General features: G+C 36.3%; 13 protein-coding genes and 3 tRNA genes. 1 reads left to right on the plus strand and 15 read right to left on the minus strand.

What is annotated here, in order from left to right; translation table 11 throughout:
- Window positions 1-9: 9 nt before the first annotated feature.
- From K0R93_RS01140 to K0R93_RS01185, 10 genes are all read right to left on the minus strand, one after another.
- Window positions 10-762 carry an electron transfer flavoprotein subunit beta/FixA family protein gene (locus tag K0R93_RS01140; protein ID WP_300296270.1) on the minus strand — a complete coding sequence of 251 codons (753 nt, stop codon included), beginning with the start codon at window positions 760-762 and terminating at the stop codon, window positions 10-12.
- A 256-nt stretch (window positions 763-1,018) separates the two neighbouring features.
- Window positions 1,019-1,801 carry an enoyl-CoA hydratase-related protein gene (locus K0R93_RS01145; RefSeq protein ID WP_300296273.1) on the minus strand — a complete coding sequence of 261 codons (783 nt, stop codon included), beginning with the start codon at window positions 1,799-1,801 and terminating at the stop codon, window positions 1,019-1,021.
- A 24-nt stretch (window positions 1,802-1,825) separates the two neighbouring features.
- A complete protein-coding gene (locus tag K0R93_RS01150) occupies window positions 1,826-2,686 on the minus strand; it encodes a 3-hydroxyacyl-CoA dehydrogenase family protein (RefSeq protein ID WP_330684955.1) in 861 nt (286 codons plus the stop codon).
- Window positions 2,687-2,750: 64 nt separating this feature from the next.
- Window positions 2,751-3,701: an ACP S-malonyltransferase gene (gene fabD / locus K0R93_RS01155; RefSeq protein WP_300296277.1), complete on the minus strand. Its 951-nt coding sequence runs from the start codon at window positions 3,699-3,701 to the stop codon at window positions 2,751-2,753.
- Between the two features lie 49 nt (window positions 3,702-3,750).
- Window positions 3,751-4,407 carry a 3-oxoacid CoA-transferase subunit B gene (locus tag K0R93_RS01160; RefSeq protein WP_300296280.1) on the minus strand — a complete coding sequence of 219 codons (657 nt, stop codon included), beginning with the start codon at window positions 4,405-4,407 and terminating at the stop codon, window positions 3,751-3,753.
- A 13-nt stretch (window positions 4,408-4,420) separates the two neighbouring features.
- Complete coding sequence (locus tag K0R93_RS01165) at window positions 4,421-5,068, minus strand: CoA transferase subunit A (protein ID WP_300296283.1); 648 nt, start codon at window positions 5,066-5,068, stop codon at window positions 4,421-4,423.
- A gap of 100 nt (window positions 5,069-5,168) precedes the next feature.
- Window positions 5,169-6,314: an acyl-CoA dehydrogenase family protein gene (locus tag K0R93_RS01170; protein ID WP_300296286.1), complete on the minus strand. Its 1,146-nt coding sequence runs from the start codon at window positions 6,312-6,314 to the stop codon at window positions 5,169-5,171.
- A 381-nt stretch (window positions 6,315-6,695) separates the two neighbouring features.
- Complete coding sequence (locus K0R93_RS01175; protein ID WP_300296289.1) at window positions 6,696-8,630, minus strand: aldehyde ferredoxin oxidoreductase family protein; 1,935 nt, start codon at window positions 8,628-8,630, stop codon at window positions 6,696-6,698.
- 706 nt (window positions 8,631-9,336) lie between these two features.
- Window positions 9,337-11,916, minus strand: coding sequence for an Eco57I restriction-modification methylase domain-containing protein (locus K0R93_RS01180; protein ID WP_300296292.1), 2,580 nt, complete (start codon window positions 11,914-11,916; stop codon window positions 9,337-9,339).
- 48 nt (window positions 11,917-11,964) lie between these two features.
- Window positions 11,965-12,498 (minus strand): type IIL restriction-modification enzyme MmeI, encoded by a 534-nt coding sequence (locus K0R93_RS01185; protein WP_300296295.1) that lies wholly within the window; start codon window positions 12,496-12,498, stop codon window positions 11,965-11,967.
- A gap of 847 nt (window positions 12,499-13,345) precedes the next feature.
- On the opposite strand from K0R93_RS01185, the gene K0R93_RS01190 reads away from it, so the two are divergent.
- A complete protein-coding gene (locus K0R93_RS01190; protein ID WP_300296298.1) occupies window positions 13,346-13,720 on the plus strand; it encodes a tyrosine-type recombinase/integrase in 375 nt (124 codons plus the stop codon).
- A 67-nt stretch (window positions 13,721-13,787) separates the two neighbouring features.
- Here the strand turns inward: K0R93_RS01190 and K0R93_RS01195 are convergent, their stop codons facing one another.
- The 5 genes from K0R93_RS01195 to K0R93_RS01215 all read right to left on the minus strand — a co-directional run bounded on the left by K0R93_RS01195 (window position 13,788) and on the right by K0R93_RS01215 (window position 15,427).
- Window positions 13,788-14,402: a type II toxin-antitoxin system PemK/MazF family toxin gene (locus K0R93_RS01195; protein WP_300296300.1), complete on the minus strand. Its 615-nt coding sequence runs from the start codon at window positions 14,400-14,402 to the stop codon at window positions 13,788-13,790.
- A 23-nt stretch (window positions 14,403-14,425) separates the two neighbouring features.
- Entirely contained in the window at window positions 14,426-14,626 is a 201-nt protein-coding gene (locus tag K0R93_RS01200; protein ID WP_300296305.1) for a hypothetical protein, read from the minus strand.
- Window positions 14,627-15,017: 391 nt separating this feature from the next.
- Window positions 15,018-15,094 (minus strand) — tRNA-Arg (locus tag K0R93_RS01205).
- Window positions 15,095-15,156: 62 nt separating this feature from the next.
- Window positions 15,157-15,233: transfer RNA gene (locus tag K0R93_RS01210), tRNA-Arg, on the minus strand.
- Between the two features lie 120 nt (window positions 15,234-15,353).
- A tRNA-Gly gene (locus K0R93_RS01215) sits at window positions 15,354-15,427 on the minus strand.
- Window positions 15,428-15,506 lie beyond the last annotated feature (79 nt).

Consider the following 15,506-nt stretch of genomic DNA (forward strand, 5'->3'; position numbering starts at 1 on the left):
TATATATCTTCACAATATCTTATCCTGGATTAAAGCCTTTATTAGTTCTCTCACCGCATTATCTGGTTCCTGACCATCAAACAGTTTAACTGGTGGTCTTGTCTTTGGATATGCATATTTGATATTCGCTTTTTCATGGGTTATTGATAATTGGTTTGATAAATATATAATTTTTGATTCGTTATTCTTTATCAACGAATTCGCTGTGGGATAGCGTAATTTATTTATTCCTCTCTGCACTGTGATTACAGCTGGGAGTCTAACTTCGATCATCTCTAATTGAGTTTCAGCTTCTCTATAACAAATCATTCTGTCCTTTACTAAATCGATTTTTTCTACCATGGTCACCAGTGGAATGTCCAAAATTATGCTCAATCTTCCAGGAATCTGTCCATTGTTTCTATCAATTCCCATGACCCCTGCCAATATTAAGTCAAAATCACCGCTTTCATTGTAGACGGCATTTCCTATCATCTGACTCATCAAAACTGGATTACTTTCATTGCTCGGAATAATAAATACACGATCTGCTCCTTTTGCTAATAAATATTTAAACGATGGTGTAGATGCTTGTCTCGCGATCGCATAAATAATGACTTCTCCGCCTACGGTTTCTTTTATTCTGAGCGCTTCTTCAAGGGCATGTTCATCACTTGGGTTAAAAATATACTTTATGTCCTCTTCATCGATGTTATGATTACTATCTAATCGAATACGGCATTCCGTGTCTATTATTTCCTTCATTAACACAAGGATTTTCAAAATTTCTCCCTCCTTTCCCTTGATTCTCTGCTAGCTAGAGGCCTATAATACTCCATATTTCTTCACCATTTGTTTGTCATTTTCAGTGAATGTAAGTTTTCAAGCATATCATTCAGTCGCCGCCCAATCTACTTCTAATCCAATTATATGTGCAGATGTACAAGCATATGCCCAGAGAAATATATGTATTCATATGCATACAATAAAAAAATGATATAAAAAAGGCCCTTGACTGTTACGCAAAGGCCTAGATACGTTATCTTCCTATGAAAGTCGGTTTTCTTTTTTCAACAAATGCAGTCATACCTTCTTTTTTATCCTCCGTAGAGCATGTGATACCAAATAGCGTTCCCTCATAGGATGTGCCAGTATCTTGATCTACTTCCATCCCGACGTTTACAGCCTCTTTGCACAAACGAACAGCATAAGGAGCCTGTTTCAAAATCTTTTCGGCCATAGCCATGGCAGCGTTTAATAATTCTTCAGGTGCAACTACCTTGTTCACCAGTCCAATTCGATATGCTTCTTGTGCATCGATTAAATCACATGTAAACAAAAGTTCTTTTGCTCTGCCTTTTCCTATAAGCCTTGGTAATCTTTGCGTCCCTGCAAACCCAGGAATGATACCAAGACCAACTTCTGGCTGCCCAAACTTTGCTTTTTCAGATGCAATGCGAATATCACATGCCATTGCGAACTCGCAGCCTCCTCCAAGAGCAAAGCCATTTATAGCAGCAATGACTGGTTTTGGTAGAGACTCTATTTGGTTAAAAACTTTATGCCCCACTTCACCCCATGCTTTACCTTCTGCACTTGACATTGGCAGCATTTCAGTGATGTCTGCCCCTGCAATGAAGCTTCTCTCACTTCCAGTAATGATAAGAACCTTTAATTCCTCATCCTTCGCTGCTCTTTCGAAGAAGTCAGAAAGCTCTTCCATTGTTTCTGCATTTAAGGCATTTAGAGCCTTAGGTCTATTCATGGTCAATATTCCTATGCCATTTTCATTTTGATAAAGCAAATTCTTGTATCGTGACATAACGCTCCCCCTTATTCAAATAAATTATTTTTGATAATCGTTGTAGAAACCACGCCCTGATTTTTTTCCTAAATAATTCGCTTCTACCATTTTTCTTAATAATGGACAAGGTCGATATTTAGGATCACCCAATTCTTTATAAAGAACTTCCATTACTGCAAGAATCGTATCATTACCGATTGCATCACATAATCTTAAGGGTCCGATTGGATGATTGAAGCCAAGTACAGCTACATCATCTATTGTTTTTGCATCTGCAACACCTTCATATAATGTATAAATTGCCTCATTCATCATTGGTACCATAATCCTATTACCAACAAAACCTGGATAGTCCTTTACTTCCACAGGACGCTTACCAATTTCTACACCCAACTTCATGATGGTCTCAACAGTTTCTTCATTCGTAGCCAAACCTTTAACAACTTCAACCAATTTCATCAAATGCACCGGGCTGAAAAAATGCATTCCTACTACTTTCTCAGGACGACTTGTAATCGCTCCAATTGCAGTAACAGGTAAAGAAGAAGTATTGGTAGCAAGAATTGTGTGAGGCGGACAAAGCTTATCTAATTTTTTGAAGATCTCTATCTTTAATTCCATTTGTTCTGGTACTGCTTCAATGGCTAGATCGACATCGCAATCTTTCTCGTCAAAGCCTTCTCCAATATTGATACGACCTAAAATAACAGCCTTTTCTTCAACTGACATTTTACCCTTTTCCACCAATTTGCTTAAATTCTTATCAATAGATGCTAATCCTTTTTGTGCAAAGACTAACTCATGGGCCCTCAGTGATACTTCGATTCCTGCTTGAGCCATTACGTGGCCAATCCCACTTCCCATTTGTCCAGGCCCTACAATTAATACTTTCTTTATCTTCATAAATACTCTCCCCTTTATCCATAATAAATTCTTAGAAAAACGAACATAATACCGGCTAAAATATTTACGCTGGAGACTCTTGTCTCAAAAATTCCTCAAGGGTTTTCATATCTTCGATATTATAGCACTTAATCTTAATTCCTTGCTTTTCTGCTGTACGTTTGTTGAAAGCTGTTAGTACACTCTTAGGCCCAATCTCGATAAAGGTATCTACACCTGCCTTTAGCATTGCATTTACTGAATCTTCCCACATCACAGCCTTATACACATGCTCCTTGAGTAGTTCCTTTAAATCGTCTTTCTCAGTGAAAAAATCTCCGGTCACATTATCTACATATTGTTTAATAGGATTCTTTACATCGATCTTATCCAGTTCTTCTCTTAGCTTTATTCCCGCCTCTACTAACAGTTCCGTATGGAAGGGGCCGCTCACCCTCAAGTAGTCCGCACTTTTTGCCCCCTTCTCAATGGCCAATCTTGATGCATTCTCTACAGCAGCATTTAAACCTGCCACAATAACCTGACCCGGACAATTATAATTGGATGGTTCTATATGCCCTAAATGCTTAGATTCTTCAACAATACTAAACACTTCTTCTCTTTCGAGTCCCACGATCGCACACATCTTTCCCCTTCCCATAGGTACTGCTTCTTGCATGAGAACGCCCCTTTTTTTCACAAGCTTAACAGTGTCTTCAAACCTCAGAGCCCCCCCATAGACTAAGGAAGAGTATTGTCCTAAGCTAAATCCTGCGGTTACATCTGCCTCAAACCCATATTTTTGTAATACCTTTAATATTGCAATACTCGTGGTATGAATTGTAGGCTGTGAATTTTCTGTCTTCAAAAGCTCTTCCTCCGGCCCCATAAAGCAAAGCTTTCTTATATCAATGCCCATGATATCATTGGCCATTTGGTATATTTCATCTGCTTCTCTAAAATTCTTTGCCAAATCCATCCCCATTCCAGCATAATGGGTTCCTTGACCAGGAAAGACAAATGCTCTATTCTTCATCCCATCACCCCTCGTAAAAATCTAAATATTGAATAAAAAAATAAATATCTTATTCAACTGCAATTTTTTTCAAATCCTCTGATACCCTAAAGTCTGCTTCAGTCGTTTTTCGAAGCTCATCAACGGTAGTTTCATCTGCAATTTCAATGAGCATCAGTCCTTGATCTGTCACGTCAAAAACAGCCTTTTCTGTAATAATCCTGCTTACTACCTTCTCCGCAGTTAATGGAATCGTGCATCTTTTTAGTATCTTAGGGCTGCCCTTCGCAGTATGCTCCATCGCCACAATAACTCTTTTGGCACCTACCACAAGATCCATTCCTCCACCCATGCCAGGCGTTTTCCCTCCAGGCATTTTCCAATTCGCTAGATTTCCTTCCTGGTCCACCTGTAAGGCGCCAAGGACAGTCGCATCTAAATGGCCGCCTCTCATAATTCCAAAGGATAATGCGCTATCAAAGCAAGCTGCTCCTGGCAATAAGGTAACCACAGCACCACTGGCATTTATCAACTCACTATCTGTTTCAGTCTCATTTTTAGGAGAAGGTCCGAAACCATAATGTCCGTTCTCAGAGTGCATCACTACCTTTACACCTTCAGGAATGTAATTGCCAGATAAAGTAGGAATGCCAATCCCTAAGTTTACAAAATCACCATTTTTAAATTCTTGAGCAACTCTTTTTGCAATAAACGTCTTTATATCCATGCTTTCCCCCTCCTTAGCCCTGAACCAAATAATCAACAAAAATACCCGGCATCATTACTTCATCAGGGTCAAGCATACCTATCTCTACTATTTCATCTGCCTGAACAATCGTAATGTCTGCAGCTGGCCCCATAATTGGATTAATATTTCTTGCAGCACGATGGAACACCAAATTACCAGCCTTATCTGCCTTTTTCGCCTTCAGGAAAGCAACATCTGCCCTGAGTCTTTTTTCTAGCAAATATGTACGTCCATCAATTTCAATTTTTTCCTTATGTGCTTCTACTTCTGTGCCTACCCCTGTAGGTGTTAGAACCCCGCCTAAACCCATACCTCCGCATCGTATTCTCTCCACCAATGTACCTTGGGGAACAAACTCTACTTCTAGTTCACCTGCTGCAAATTGTCGCCCTGACTCAGGATTCGCTCCAATATATGAAACAATCGCTTTCTTCACCTGTTTGTTTACTACAAGCTTTCCACTGCCCTTACCCTCATATGCTGTGGAAATGGCAATTAAAGTGAGATTTCCCGTATTCGCAGCTACCAAAGCATCCACCAGCTTTTCAGCTGTTCCTACTGCTAAAAATCCAGGCACCATAATGCGCATTCCTTCTTTAACCATGGCCGCTGCTGCTTCTATAGAAATTATTTGAACCATCCATACCCCTCCCTGATCTATTCATAAGCATTTTACGGTATAATCAAAATGGTTTGAAGACCCCTCTAAAGAGGGGTCATGTTCTGATATATGTAAACTACTATCTTAGAATATGACCGCTAATTACAACCTTTTGAATTTCATTGGTTCCTTCATAAATTTGTGTTATTTTTGCATCCCGCATCATTCTTTCAACAGGATGGTCTCTGAGGAACCCATGGCCGCCAAGAATCTGCACTGCCTCTGATGCATTTTGTGCAGCCGAATCGGTGGCGAACATTTTTGCCATTGCAGCATGCATCCCATATTTTTGTCCTGAATCCTTTAGATAAGCAGCCTCTAATGATAGTAGGAGAGATGCCTCAGCTTTTGTAATCATGTCTGCGAGTTTAAAAGCAATTGCTTGCTGTGCCGCAATGGGCTTTCCGAACTGAACTCTTTGCATAGCATACTTTCTTGCATACTCATAGGCTCCAAATGCAATACCAGCTCCTTGGGCAGCGATACCGATTCTTCCTCCATCTAAGGTAGTCATCGCTATCTTAAAGCCATCGCCTTCTTTTCCGAGTAGGTTTTCCTTAGGTACTTTAACATTTTCCATGACGATTTCTCTTTGAACAGTTGCTCTTATTCCCATCTTTCTTTCTTGCTTCATGAAATTAAAGCCAGGCGTATCTTTTTCAACGATAAAAGCACTGATCCCTTTGACGCCTTTTGATGGATCTGTCATAGCAAATACTACATAGATATCCGCAAAACCAGCATTCGTACAGAATATTTTTGTACCATTAAGTATATAATGATCTCCTTCTAGCACAGCTGTACATTCACTTGCCCCTGAATCACTGCCTGCATTCGGCTCTGTCAAAGCAAAGGCGCCTAATTTTTCTCCTTTAAACATAGGTACAGAGTATTTTTGTCTTTGTGCTTCATTGCCATAATGGAATATTGGCCATGCAGATAAGGAAATTGCTACGGAGTAAGAACATCCTAATGAGGCATCTACTTTATTAATTTCTAATCCTGCCAAAACGTAAGCGATTTGATCTCCACCTGCACCACCATATTCCTTAGGATAAGGTAATCCTAGCAAACCAAGCTTACCCATTTTCATCAGCAATTCATAGGTAGGTGCAAAATCTTCTTTTTCATCTCTTTCTGCTACCCCAGGAGCAACTTCTTTTTCAACGAATTCCCGTACAAGTTTTTGCACAGCTTCTTGCTCTTGCGTTAATTTAAAGATCATGAAAATACCCCCTTATATTTTTTGGATTGTACATATATTGTTGCAACAAGTATGCCAATCATTTATTGCTTAAAAACCTGCTTTAGATACCTCTTACGAATTCTATTTAAGGGGAACTCGATGCGTATTTGCATCCTATTTATAAACAAAGCATTCATTCTCAAGCTATCATTGATTCTCATAGGACTGATTTATAGTACATGTCTTTGTTCCCTATAAAAATCCGTCTAGAATCTAATGATGCAATTTATCATAGGAGAGATGCTTTACTGCATCACCCTATAAAATTTTTAAATTAACACCTTTCTATATTTCATTATATTTTCGATTCATTGGACCATCGATATACTACAGCGCCATATAACATATTTATCATAACTTCTATGTATAAGTTTCCTTGGTCAAAAGGCCTAGCTGTGCCAGCTTTTCTCTCATTGGCACTCCTGTATCAACATGCCAGCCCCTAGCTCTATAGTATTCACTTAGGGTTTTCTCCACGGCTTCTCTTTCAAGGCCTCTCACCTTACCTGACTGATCTATTAATTTTTCACAGTAAAATCTTTCTGGAAACTTACTTTCTTGATGGATTTCTCCCTCTCTAACATTAAAGAGTTTTTGTAGATTCCAAGTTCTTTCTCCTACCTTTAGCAGTTCTTCTGGAAGGATATTTTGACCAGTTAATGAATTAATCATAGCTGCCAATTTAGTAGGCCCAACGGTCTGTAAAACTGGTGGTCTGATACACATCCCCAAGATGTTGTAAACAGAAATTAGGTCCTCAGCCCACTTTGACATGAAGGGTATATTTACATCTTTCGTATCCTGGTCAAATATTGTATTTCTCATTTCCTCCGTCATATCTAATTGTTCATATATTTCGTCCGAAAAACCAAATTTTTCTGTCATATACGGTGTGGGGTTTTCATTATACTTTAAGTTTTCCACTGGATTACGACATCTTAGATGATCGCCTCCACGAATATTCGTAAGATTTCCAAATGTCCAGGTAGACCAGCGGCCTCTAGGGTCTATCATTGGTATCTCCATGCCCTTCACATGGATGGAATACTGCTCTGAATTTGGTATTTTCTTTGATGCCCTATAGGTTCCTTCTGCTAATACATCGCCGATGCCTTCCCTATGGGCAATTCGTTCCAATAATTTAAGTGTAGCCTTTTCATCCCCCCATGCTAATTGAAAGCCAAGGATTTCTTCGGTTAAAATATTTCTTTGAAAAAGCTCCATGGCATATGCGATTACAGCAGCAGCTGAAACAAGGTCCATTCCATACCGCTGGCACATTTCCGTGAGTTTGATGACAGAATCCACTTTTTCGATATCACAACCAGCAGCAAACCCCACAAAAGGAGTTACCTCCAAATCCTTCATCCTCAAGCCTTCATAAGGACCATGGGGTATTTCAACCCAATGAGCACAAGCAATAGGACATGACATACAAGATACCCCCCTCGTACTATAGTTATCCACTTGTTTCCTGCTTCTAGTCTCTATCCAATTAGAAGCATAGCCTTTTTGAAAGTTTCTCACTGGCAGCGCCCCAAATTCATGATAAGGCACCGTGGCAAGCATCGTACCATATTTACGAAAGGGACCATAAAAGGGAGAGGAATATATGGCATTTCTAGTTTCTTGGGAAATTTTTGTAAATTCCTTTTTATTGAATACAGAGATGCTTTTGTTTCCTTTTACAGCTATAGCCTTTAACTTTTTTGACCCCATGACTGCACCTAATCCGCTTCGTCCCCATGCATCAAAAGGTCCATTTTGAATACTTGCAAAACGGCATAAGTTTTCGCCCGCTTGCCCTATGGTGGCAACTTGAATTTCTTGATCCCTATGGGTTAATCGTATTTGATGGATGGTCTCCCATGCATCTAATCCCCTCAAATGCTCTGCCGATAATATTTTCACATGATAATCGCTAATATAAAGATATACTAATGATTCAGCTGCTCCTTTTATGATAATTCCATCATATCCTGCGTACTTTAATTCACTTCCCCAATAGTTTCCAGAGTTTGATGTTCCTAGACGACCTGTTAAGGGTGATTTTGCGGAGGCTTCAACGCGACAGGCTGTAGGAATATTCGTTCCTACCAATAATCCAGCCGCAAAACAAAGTATATTGTCAGGGCCTAAAGGATCCGCTCCTTTAGGTAATTCATCCCAAAGTATTTTTGTAGTCAATCCAGCACCACTGATATATTGTTTTTTTATTTCTTTGGTTATCTTCCGTAACTCTATGGTATTACTTGATAGATCAATCTCTAGTAATCCATTGGCATATCCGTTCATATTGCGCCATCTCCTTTATAAGTTACTCACCCTTAGGCAATCTGTTGGACACACTTCACCACACTTACAACATTTTAGACAAGTAGATTTAAAACAGATTTGAAATATGCCTTCAAAATCATTTTTTTGGATAGATATGTGCGATTTGCTTTTACTAAACTCGTTATGGTAGGTAATTGAACACGTTAATACACAACTGCTGCAGCCAATACATTTTGAAGGATGAATGATCAGCTCTTTTGCCATTTTTACGCCTCCTTACACTTACCTTTGTATAATAGAACTGCTCAATGACTTCATCCTCAATATCCCAAAGCATTCAACAGTACCATTAGAAACTTTTTCGTTGCAAAGAATATGCCAGATTATACTTGGACAAAAACATGATTACGTAAATACAAAAAGAAATAAAAAAACCATCAAAGCAATGCTTTGATGGTTTTTTTATTTCTTTTTACTGGTGCGCCCTGAAGGACTCGAACCCCCGACCAACTGGTTCGAAGTTCGTTGGCAAACAAGTCGCCGAACTTCTTTATCGTTCATAAATGTTTATATTCCAACACTTATAATGTTAGTTGGTTCATATAAGAACATTAAGATTAATAGTTTTTCATTGCTGTAGTAGTAAAATAGTAGTACAAGTTTTACAGTTAATCTCCTTTAAGTTATAGTCCCTACTATATATTTACTACTTTCATTTCCGTAATCACTTACTTTTTTCTATTTCTCCGATTTCTTCTGATGACAAACCATATAATTTATATACTAATGAATCTATCTCCTTCCTTAAATTACTCGCTTTTTCTTCCATCTTAAATATATTTTTTTTCTCCTGCTCAAATATGTGCATTAATTCAAATTTTACTTGTTCAGTCAATTTGATCTTTCGTTTATCTAACTCATCAAGGAAAGTATGGAAGTCTAGCTTGTAGAAGTTTTTAAGCGGTCCAATATTTTTATCTATATTGTGTGCTTTATTCATATAGCTTGTAAAATTGTTTGTCTGAGAATATATTTTTCTTTTAGTTTCAAGTTTCTCATTAACTACTTTTCCGAATTCTTCTAGAAAACTTTTTCTATATTGCGGAATAGGTATAGTTGTAAATACATCACTCGTTATATTCGTATTTGCTTCTCCAAAAATATCTTTATATAGATGATTAAATAATGTTGAATTTAATGTTCCTAATAAAAACAGTAACAGAGTCTTTTTGTCATACATACCGCCACTATCTATAACATTGATTATATTCACACTCGGCATAGTTATATGGTTATTTTCGTCATAGCTAAATACAATTCTTTCTTTTGCCTGCCCTGTAATTCTTTGCCCAACTAATTTTTCTTGATTCATTAATTGCATAGTTCTGTGATTAATTTCTTTTATCGTGGAACTCTCTTGCCACGCTTTGTTTGTGTATTTTTCTTCACCATGAATGTGATACTTTGCAATGTTATCACCCTCAATACACGGAACACAAATTTCTTTAAGTTCTGGATCCAATTCTAATTCGTCTTTGGTAAAAATGCATTTGTTATATTTTTTGCTAGAAGTTCTTGGATATCTATTGGCTCTATCAAGGCTAGAAGGGTTGCTAACCTTAAATATCTTATCAAAGTTGATACTTTTAGTTCTATCTAAAATATTCAGACTCAGGTCACTTATGTTTATAAAAAACCTATTATCATTTCTCATCATTGGAAGCCTTATATCTCTAGGGTTATGAAGCCTTATAGGTAAATTCATAATTTCATTTTTAATGATTTTATTTACTTTGGACCAGTGAGATTTAGTCTCAGCTTTTTTAATAATAGTAATAGCAGTTTCAGTATTTACGTCCTCAAAAGGAAAATATCTATATGGAAAATCAACTATATTTACAATCGTAGTGTTGCTTAGAATTTTATCCCTTAGAAGTTCAAACGACATATTTACAAAATATGAATTAGGAGTTATATAACCTAAATATCCGTCTTGCTTTAACAACTTGTCGAAACCTAAATACATAAAAATTTGGTATAGGTCTAAATCATTCTTTAGTATCTCTTTATAATTGTCCCAATAATACTGTCGTTCTTCCTGACTAATTAATTTTGAATTTACGTAGGGTGGATTACCTACTACTACATCAAATCCACCAGCTTCAAAAACCTCTGGAAACTCTTTTTCCCAATCAAACGCTTTATTTCCTAAATACCTTTTATCACTAATTAGGCTATTCCCACATTTGATTTGGTTATCTAAATATGTTAAAGGTTTGTCCTTTTCTGCTGTTTTCAGCCAAAGTGATAACTTTGTTATTTCAACGCTTTCTTCATTTAAATCTACCCCGTATATATTGTTATTTAAAATTTGCTTATTTAAATCAAAAATGCTTATCTGATTTGCTCTCTTGCTCAGTTCCTCAATTCTTTTCTGTGTTTCTGTATATACATCAATTAGATAATCAAATACTTCAACCAAAAATGCACCCGAGCCACAAGCAGGATCCAAAATTTTGATCTTATAAAGCTTATCTCTATAAATCTCTAAAGTTTTAAGTTCTATTTTATTTTTGGGCAGTTTTCTCTTGTTGTTGCTTTTTTCCATGATTTTTTCGGCTTCTGCTCTAGCCTCAGTAAGCTTTTCTTCTAAATATTTTCCTAAACTATTTTCTACAATATACTTGGTTATAAACTTTGGAGTATAGTAAATCCCATTTCGCTTTTTCTTTGCAGGCTTTTTTCCGACCATTCTATCGCCTAGACCTGCTTTCAATTCTTCTAAATCTGTTATTGATTGCTCAAAAATGTGACCAAGTATATTTACATTAATATCAGAAGAAAAATCATATTCGGATATAAAGTAAAATAAAGAGTGAAACAATGATTCGGGAATATTTAAATTATCTAATTCCTTGTCGAACTTAAATAGCCCTCCATTAAATTTGTTAATATTTTTCTCATTACATCCCTCATCTAACAATCTAAAGAGGTTTTTGAGCACATCCCAAACATTTTGATAGGATTCCTTTGCTGCTTGTACTATTTCTCCTAATCTAAATTCTTCTGGTAGAAGCCTCATATCTTCACAAAATCGGATGAAAATTATTCTATCAAGTAGCTTTTGAGCCAATCTAACCAAATCTTCAATATTTAATCCTACATTGTTTTCCTTTAATCCTTGAATTAATTGAATTCTTATTTGTTTATATTGATGATAAAATTTATTTGTGATGTCTTTTTCATTTATTTCACTTTTTTCGCTTAATACTTCTGTAAACGATTTATTGCTTTCCTTTATCAAATTTTCACTAGTCAAAAGCAGATAGAATTTTTTGAACTCCTGCTCATCTTATAAGTCTTCTAAAAAAAATCTTTCACAATAGTTTTGACTTCTACCATTTTTATACAATCTTAATTCATAAAAATTAGTTACAATAACCCACCTACATTTATCATATTTATGTAGATACCTAAATGCTTGTTCAACAGGCGTTCTATCTTTCTGCTTTGCATCTAAATCTATTTTCCAGCCTTTTACTTCAATAACGGCTTGGGTAGTTTCTGTTTTTCCTTTTTTATCATAAAATCCTAGGATACCATCTGGTTTAGTTCTATCAGTTTCAGTCTTTTTTTCAATTCTAAGTGTGAATTTATCCTCTTGAGTCGTTATTCCAGTGTATCCTAGAATTGTTTTAAAAAAATCTATGAAATAATCAGGTTTTATTTCCTCCTCATTTGATTTTTGTAATATATCCTTATTTATAATCCATCTTCTTATTACATCATGCTTCTCTCTAAAGTTAGGAATCTTTATACCTTTAATTTCATTCAGTACAATTTTATTGCTGAATAGGGGTTGAAATTTATTTAATCTGTAATTCAATTATTTTCTTCCTCTCTAATTAGTAATAAAAATAAAATCCATTTTATTCCTTTAAATTAGAGATATCTTTTGTTAATTTATCTTTTTTATACATGAGTGTAAATGCTAACGAATTTCTTTACCAAATACAGCATAAATGCTAATGAATTATTTTACCACTTTAGAGACGTGGTCACTCTTTACATTGAGCCTCTGGAGCCATGTTTCTGAGTGGAAAGTGGGATGGCTCATATCTGCCTACCCCTTGCCATATAAGGCTAACATGGCTCCTACTCAAAATAAAGAGTCTCCGCTACGCTCCGATGAATGACCACTAAGTGGTAAACAATTGGTGATCGGAAGTGGTAAAAAAATTCATTAGCAAGTGGTACAATTTTTCATGATCATTCACACATGAGCCCTCTCAGCGATTATCAAAAATAGTAATAATATTACCCAGACCAAGTTTAATATAAAAAGACGGGATAAAACTCCCGTCTAAAGTTGATAAGATATTAGATTGATATCTACATTTCTTTATCTTCTACTGATGATTCATCTTTTACATGCAAGCTATTAATGAAAATTTCATCCTCAAACTCAATAGACATAATACTCTCAGGTAATTCTACATACATTCTTTTCATTTGTACATCCTCCTAAAATTTTATTTGATTTAATTCCAAAGAGGATTTATAATGAAGTTGCTATCCTCTGTGGATGGCAGTCAAAAGAGAGTGTGTTCACCAATGAGAAGGGTTAAGAACTTTGATCCTAGCAGTACTACAAAAACCCATATTATCTTTCAAGAACCAAGAACTAAGTCTGGACGTAGATCCATTCCCTACCCCAGAACGCTGTTGCAGAATTGAAGGAACACAGGAAAAGACAGCTACAAGAAAAGCTAATCGCTGGTAAAATATACGAGGATAATAATTTATTATTTTCCACTGAAATCGGTAAGATAGTTGACACTAATAATTTTCTCCAAAAATGCCGCTCTATAAGTAAGCGGGCCAACCTTCAAAATGTAAACTTCCATGCCCTTAGACACACTTATGCAACAAGGCTATTAGAATTAAACGAACATCCCAAAGTAGTTCAAGAAATATTAGGACACAGCGATATCAGCATGACACTAGACATTTATAGCCATGTCATGCCAGAAATAAAGCAAGCTGCTGCTGCAAAAACAAACTTTCTTTTCCAAAATAAAAAAGCCTCGCCAAGCAATGAAAATTAAATCACCCAACAACCATTAAATATAACAAACTAATGGTTGTTGGGTGATTTAATTTGTATATGTAATTCTACTTATTAACTGCAAGCCTAAATTCACAACTCTCACAATTGTGTTCACATTCTCTGCATCTTGCAATTTTTTTCACAGCGAAGCACTTTGCAAACTTTTCCATTAAAACAGTCATTAACGGGTCATCCAAAACAATCTGTTTTTTAGGCTCAAATAACATATTTTTATTTAAACGCACAGGATCATTTACTGTCACATACGCATCTCTTCCTGTTTTCGTCCCTATATAGTGCAACCCATCTAAATCATTACTTGTCATCATTCTTTTTATAAGTGGATTCTTCTTATCTTCTTCATATATTGATGCAATTGGCACGACAACCACAGAATAATAATCTTCATTGTTATTCCAATAATCATCTGAAATAACTATTGCAGGTCGTAATTTAAATTCAGTGACCACCTTTACAACAGGAGCAATTTTTTTTCCTGTCTTAGGGTCCTTTTCACCTTCAAATCCATCATCTTTAGTTATTATTTTATATGTCCCTTTTTGTCCTGGATCTTCAATGACAAAATTAAGTGGTCTCCCTGATGTATGCGGCACCGCTACATTAAATATTTTTCCTCTAATAATATCTTTGTGTGAAACTAATCTTGGCAAGTCCCCCATTAGTAATTCTCCCTTTCATCCCTTTACTCATCCCATAGTTCACTAAACTCATCACATCCACTACGACGAGTTTCTAGTGCATAAATGTTTTGAACTTCTTCCTTAGTAAAGACAGAAACATTACCTTTAGCACTACATTTACTATTACAATTCACGATTATTTTTCTTGCTTTCTTGGGGATGCGCTCTTCTGCATATTCCTTCATCACTAGAACGGAATTCACTTTGACATCCTCCTCCCTATTATTATTAAACGTTTTCATTATAACACTCCCAGTTTTCGATTTCAATTATTATATTTAAATGTTTATCCATCATTTGTGTATTCTATTCCTAAAATCTCTATCTTCTTAAAAATTTAACAGTCTAGATTGATGGTATCAATATTTAATAATCATCTTTATTTCGGGGAGTTTGTCTATTATTGTATATATACTACATTTTTTTCCATTCTCCTGCTAGATATAATATGAACTTTATTAAATAAGTTGCACATTGTGAGTAGCAAAAAACAAAATCATCATAATTGTTGGATTTAAAAAAGTGGTAGTAGTAAAATAGTAGTAAAAAGGCTTGTAGTAGTAAATTAATTACTGCCACAAGCCTTCTTTTTACTGGTGCGCCCTGAGGGACTCGAACCCCCGACCAACTGGTTCGAAGCCAGCGACTCTATCCGACTGAGCTAAGGACGCATGATCTATATATATCATATCATATAGGCGGGGTTAGCACAATATGCTAACCGCCATATAAATGGTGAGCGCACAGGGATTCGAACCCCGGACACACGGCTTAGAAGGCCGTTGCTCTATCCAACTGAGCTATGCACCCATAGAGTGAAACTTAATTCAGACTCTGTCTGAATTATAGTTGAACCTATCCAGGGGCTGTACAATTCTTATTTCCCACTTAAAAAGTGGAAATCTTAGAGTTGTTAGCCGTCGGATAATTTGGAGCGGACGAAGGGAATCGAACCCTCACGATCAGCTTGGAAGGCTGAAGTTCTACCACTAAACTACATCCGCATGTTAATGTGACCATAGATTTGATACCTGTACGGTTAATAGATTTACTCGTAACTAAGCGATTCACTCGAAATCAGAG

It is taken from the genome of Anaerosolibacter sp. (assembly GCF_029240175.1).
GTDB lineage: Bacteria > Bacillota > Clostridia > Peptostreptococcales > Thermotaleaceae > Anaerosolibacter.

What these genes read in the sequence shown, in the direction of transcription:
- K0R93_RS01165 (WP_300296283.1), bottom strand. Translation starts at nt 5,068, where the DNA reads ATGGTTCAAATAATTTCTATAGAAGCAGCAGCGGCCATGGTTAAAGAA.
- K0R93_RS01150 (WP_330684955.1), bottom strand. Translation starts at nt 2,686, where the DNA reads ATGAAGATAAAGAAAGTATTAATTGTAGGGCCTGGACAAATGGGAAGT.
- K0R93_RS01175 (WP_300296289.1), bottom strand. Translation starts at nt 8,630, where the DNA reads ATGAACGGATATGCCAATGGATTACTAGAGATTGATCTATCAAGTAAT.
- K0R93_RS01170 (WP_300296286.1), bottom strand. Translation starts at nt 6,314, where the DNA reads ATGATCTTTAAATTAACGCAAGAGCAAGAAGCTGTGCAAAAACTTGTA.
- fabD (WP_300296277.1), bottom strand. Translation starts at nt 3,701, where the DNA reads ATGAAGAATAGAGCATTTGTCTTTCCTGGTCAAGGAACCCATTATGCT.
- K0R93_RS01145 (WP_300296273.1), bottom strand. Translation starts at nt 1,801, where the DNA reads ATGTCACGATACAAGAATTTGCTTTATCAAAATGAAAATGGCATAGGA.
- K0R93_RS01195 (WP_300296300.1), bottom strand. Translation starts at nt 14,402, where the DNA reads ATGGGGGACTTGCCAAGATTAGTTTCACACAAAGATATTATTAGAGGA.
- K0R93_RS01160 (WP_300296280.1), bottom strand. Translation starts at nt 4,407, where the DNA reads ATGGATATAAAGACGTTTATTGCAAAAAGAGTTGCTCAAGAATTTAAA.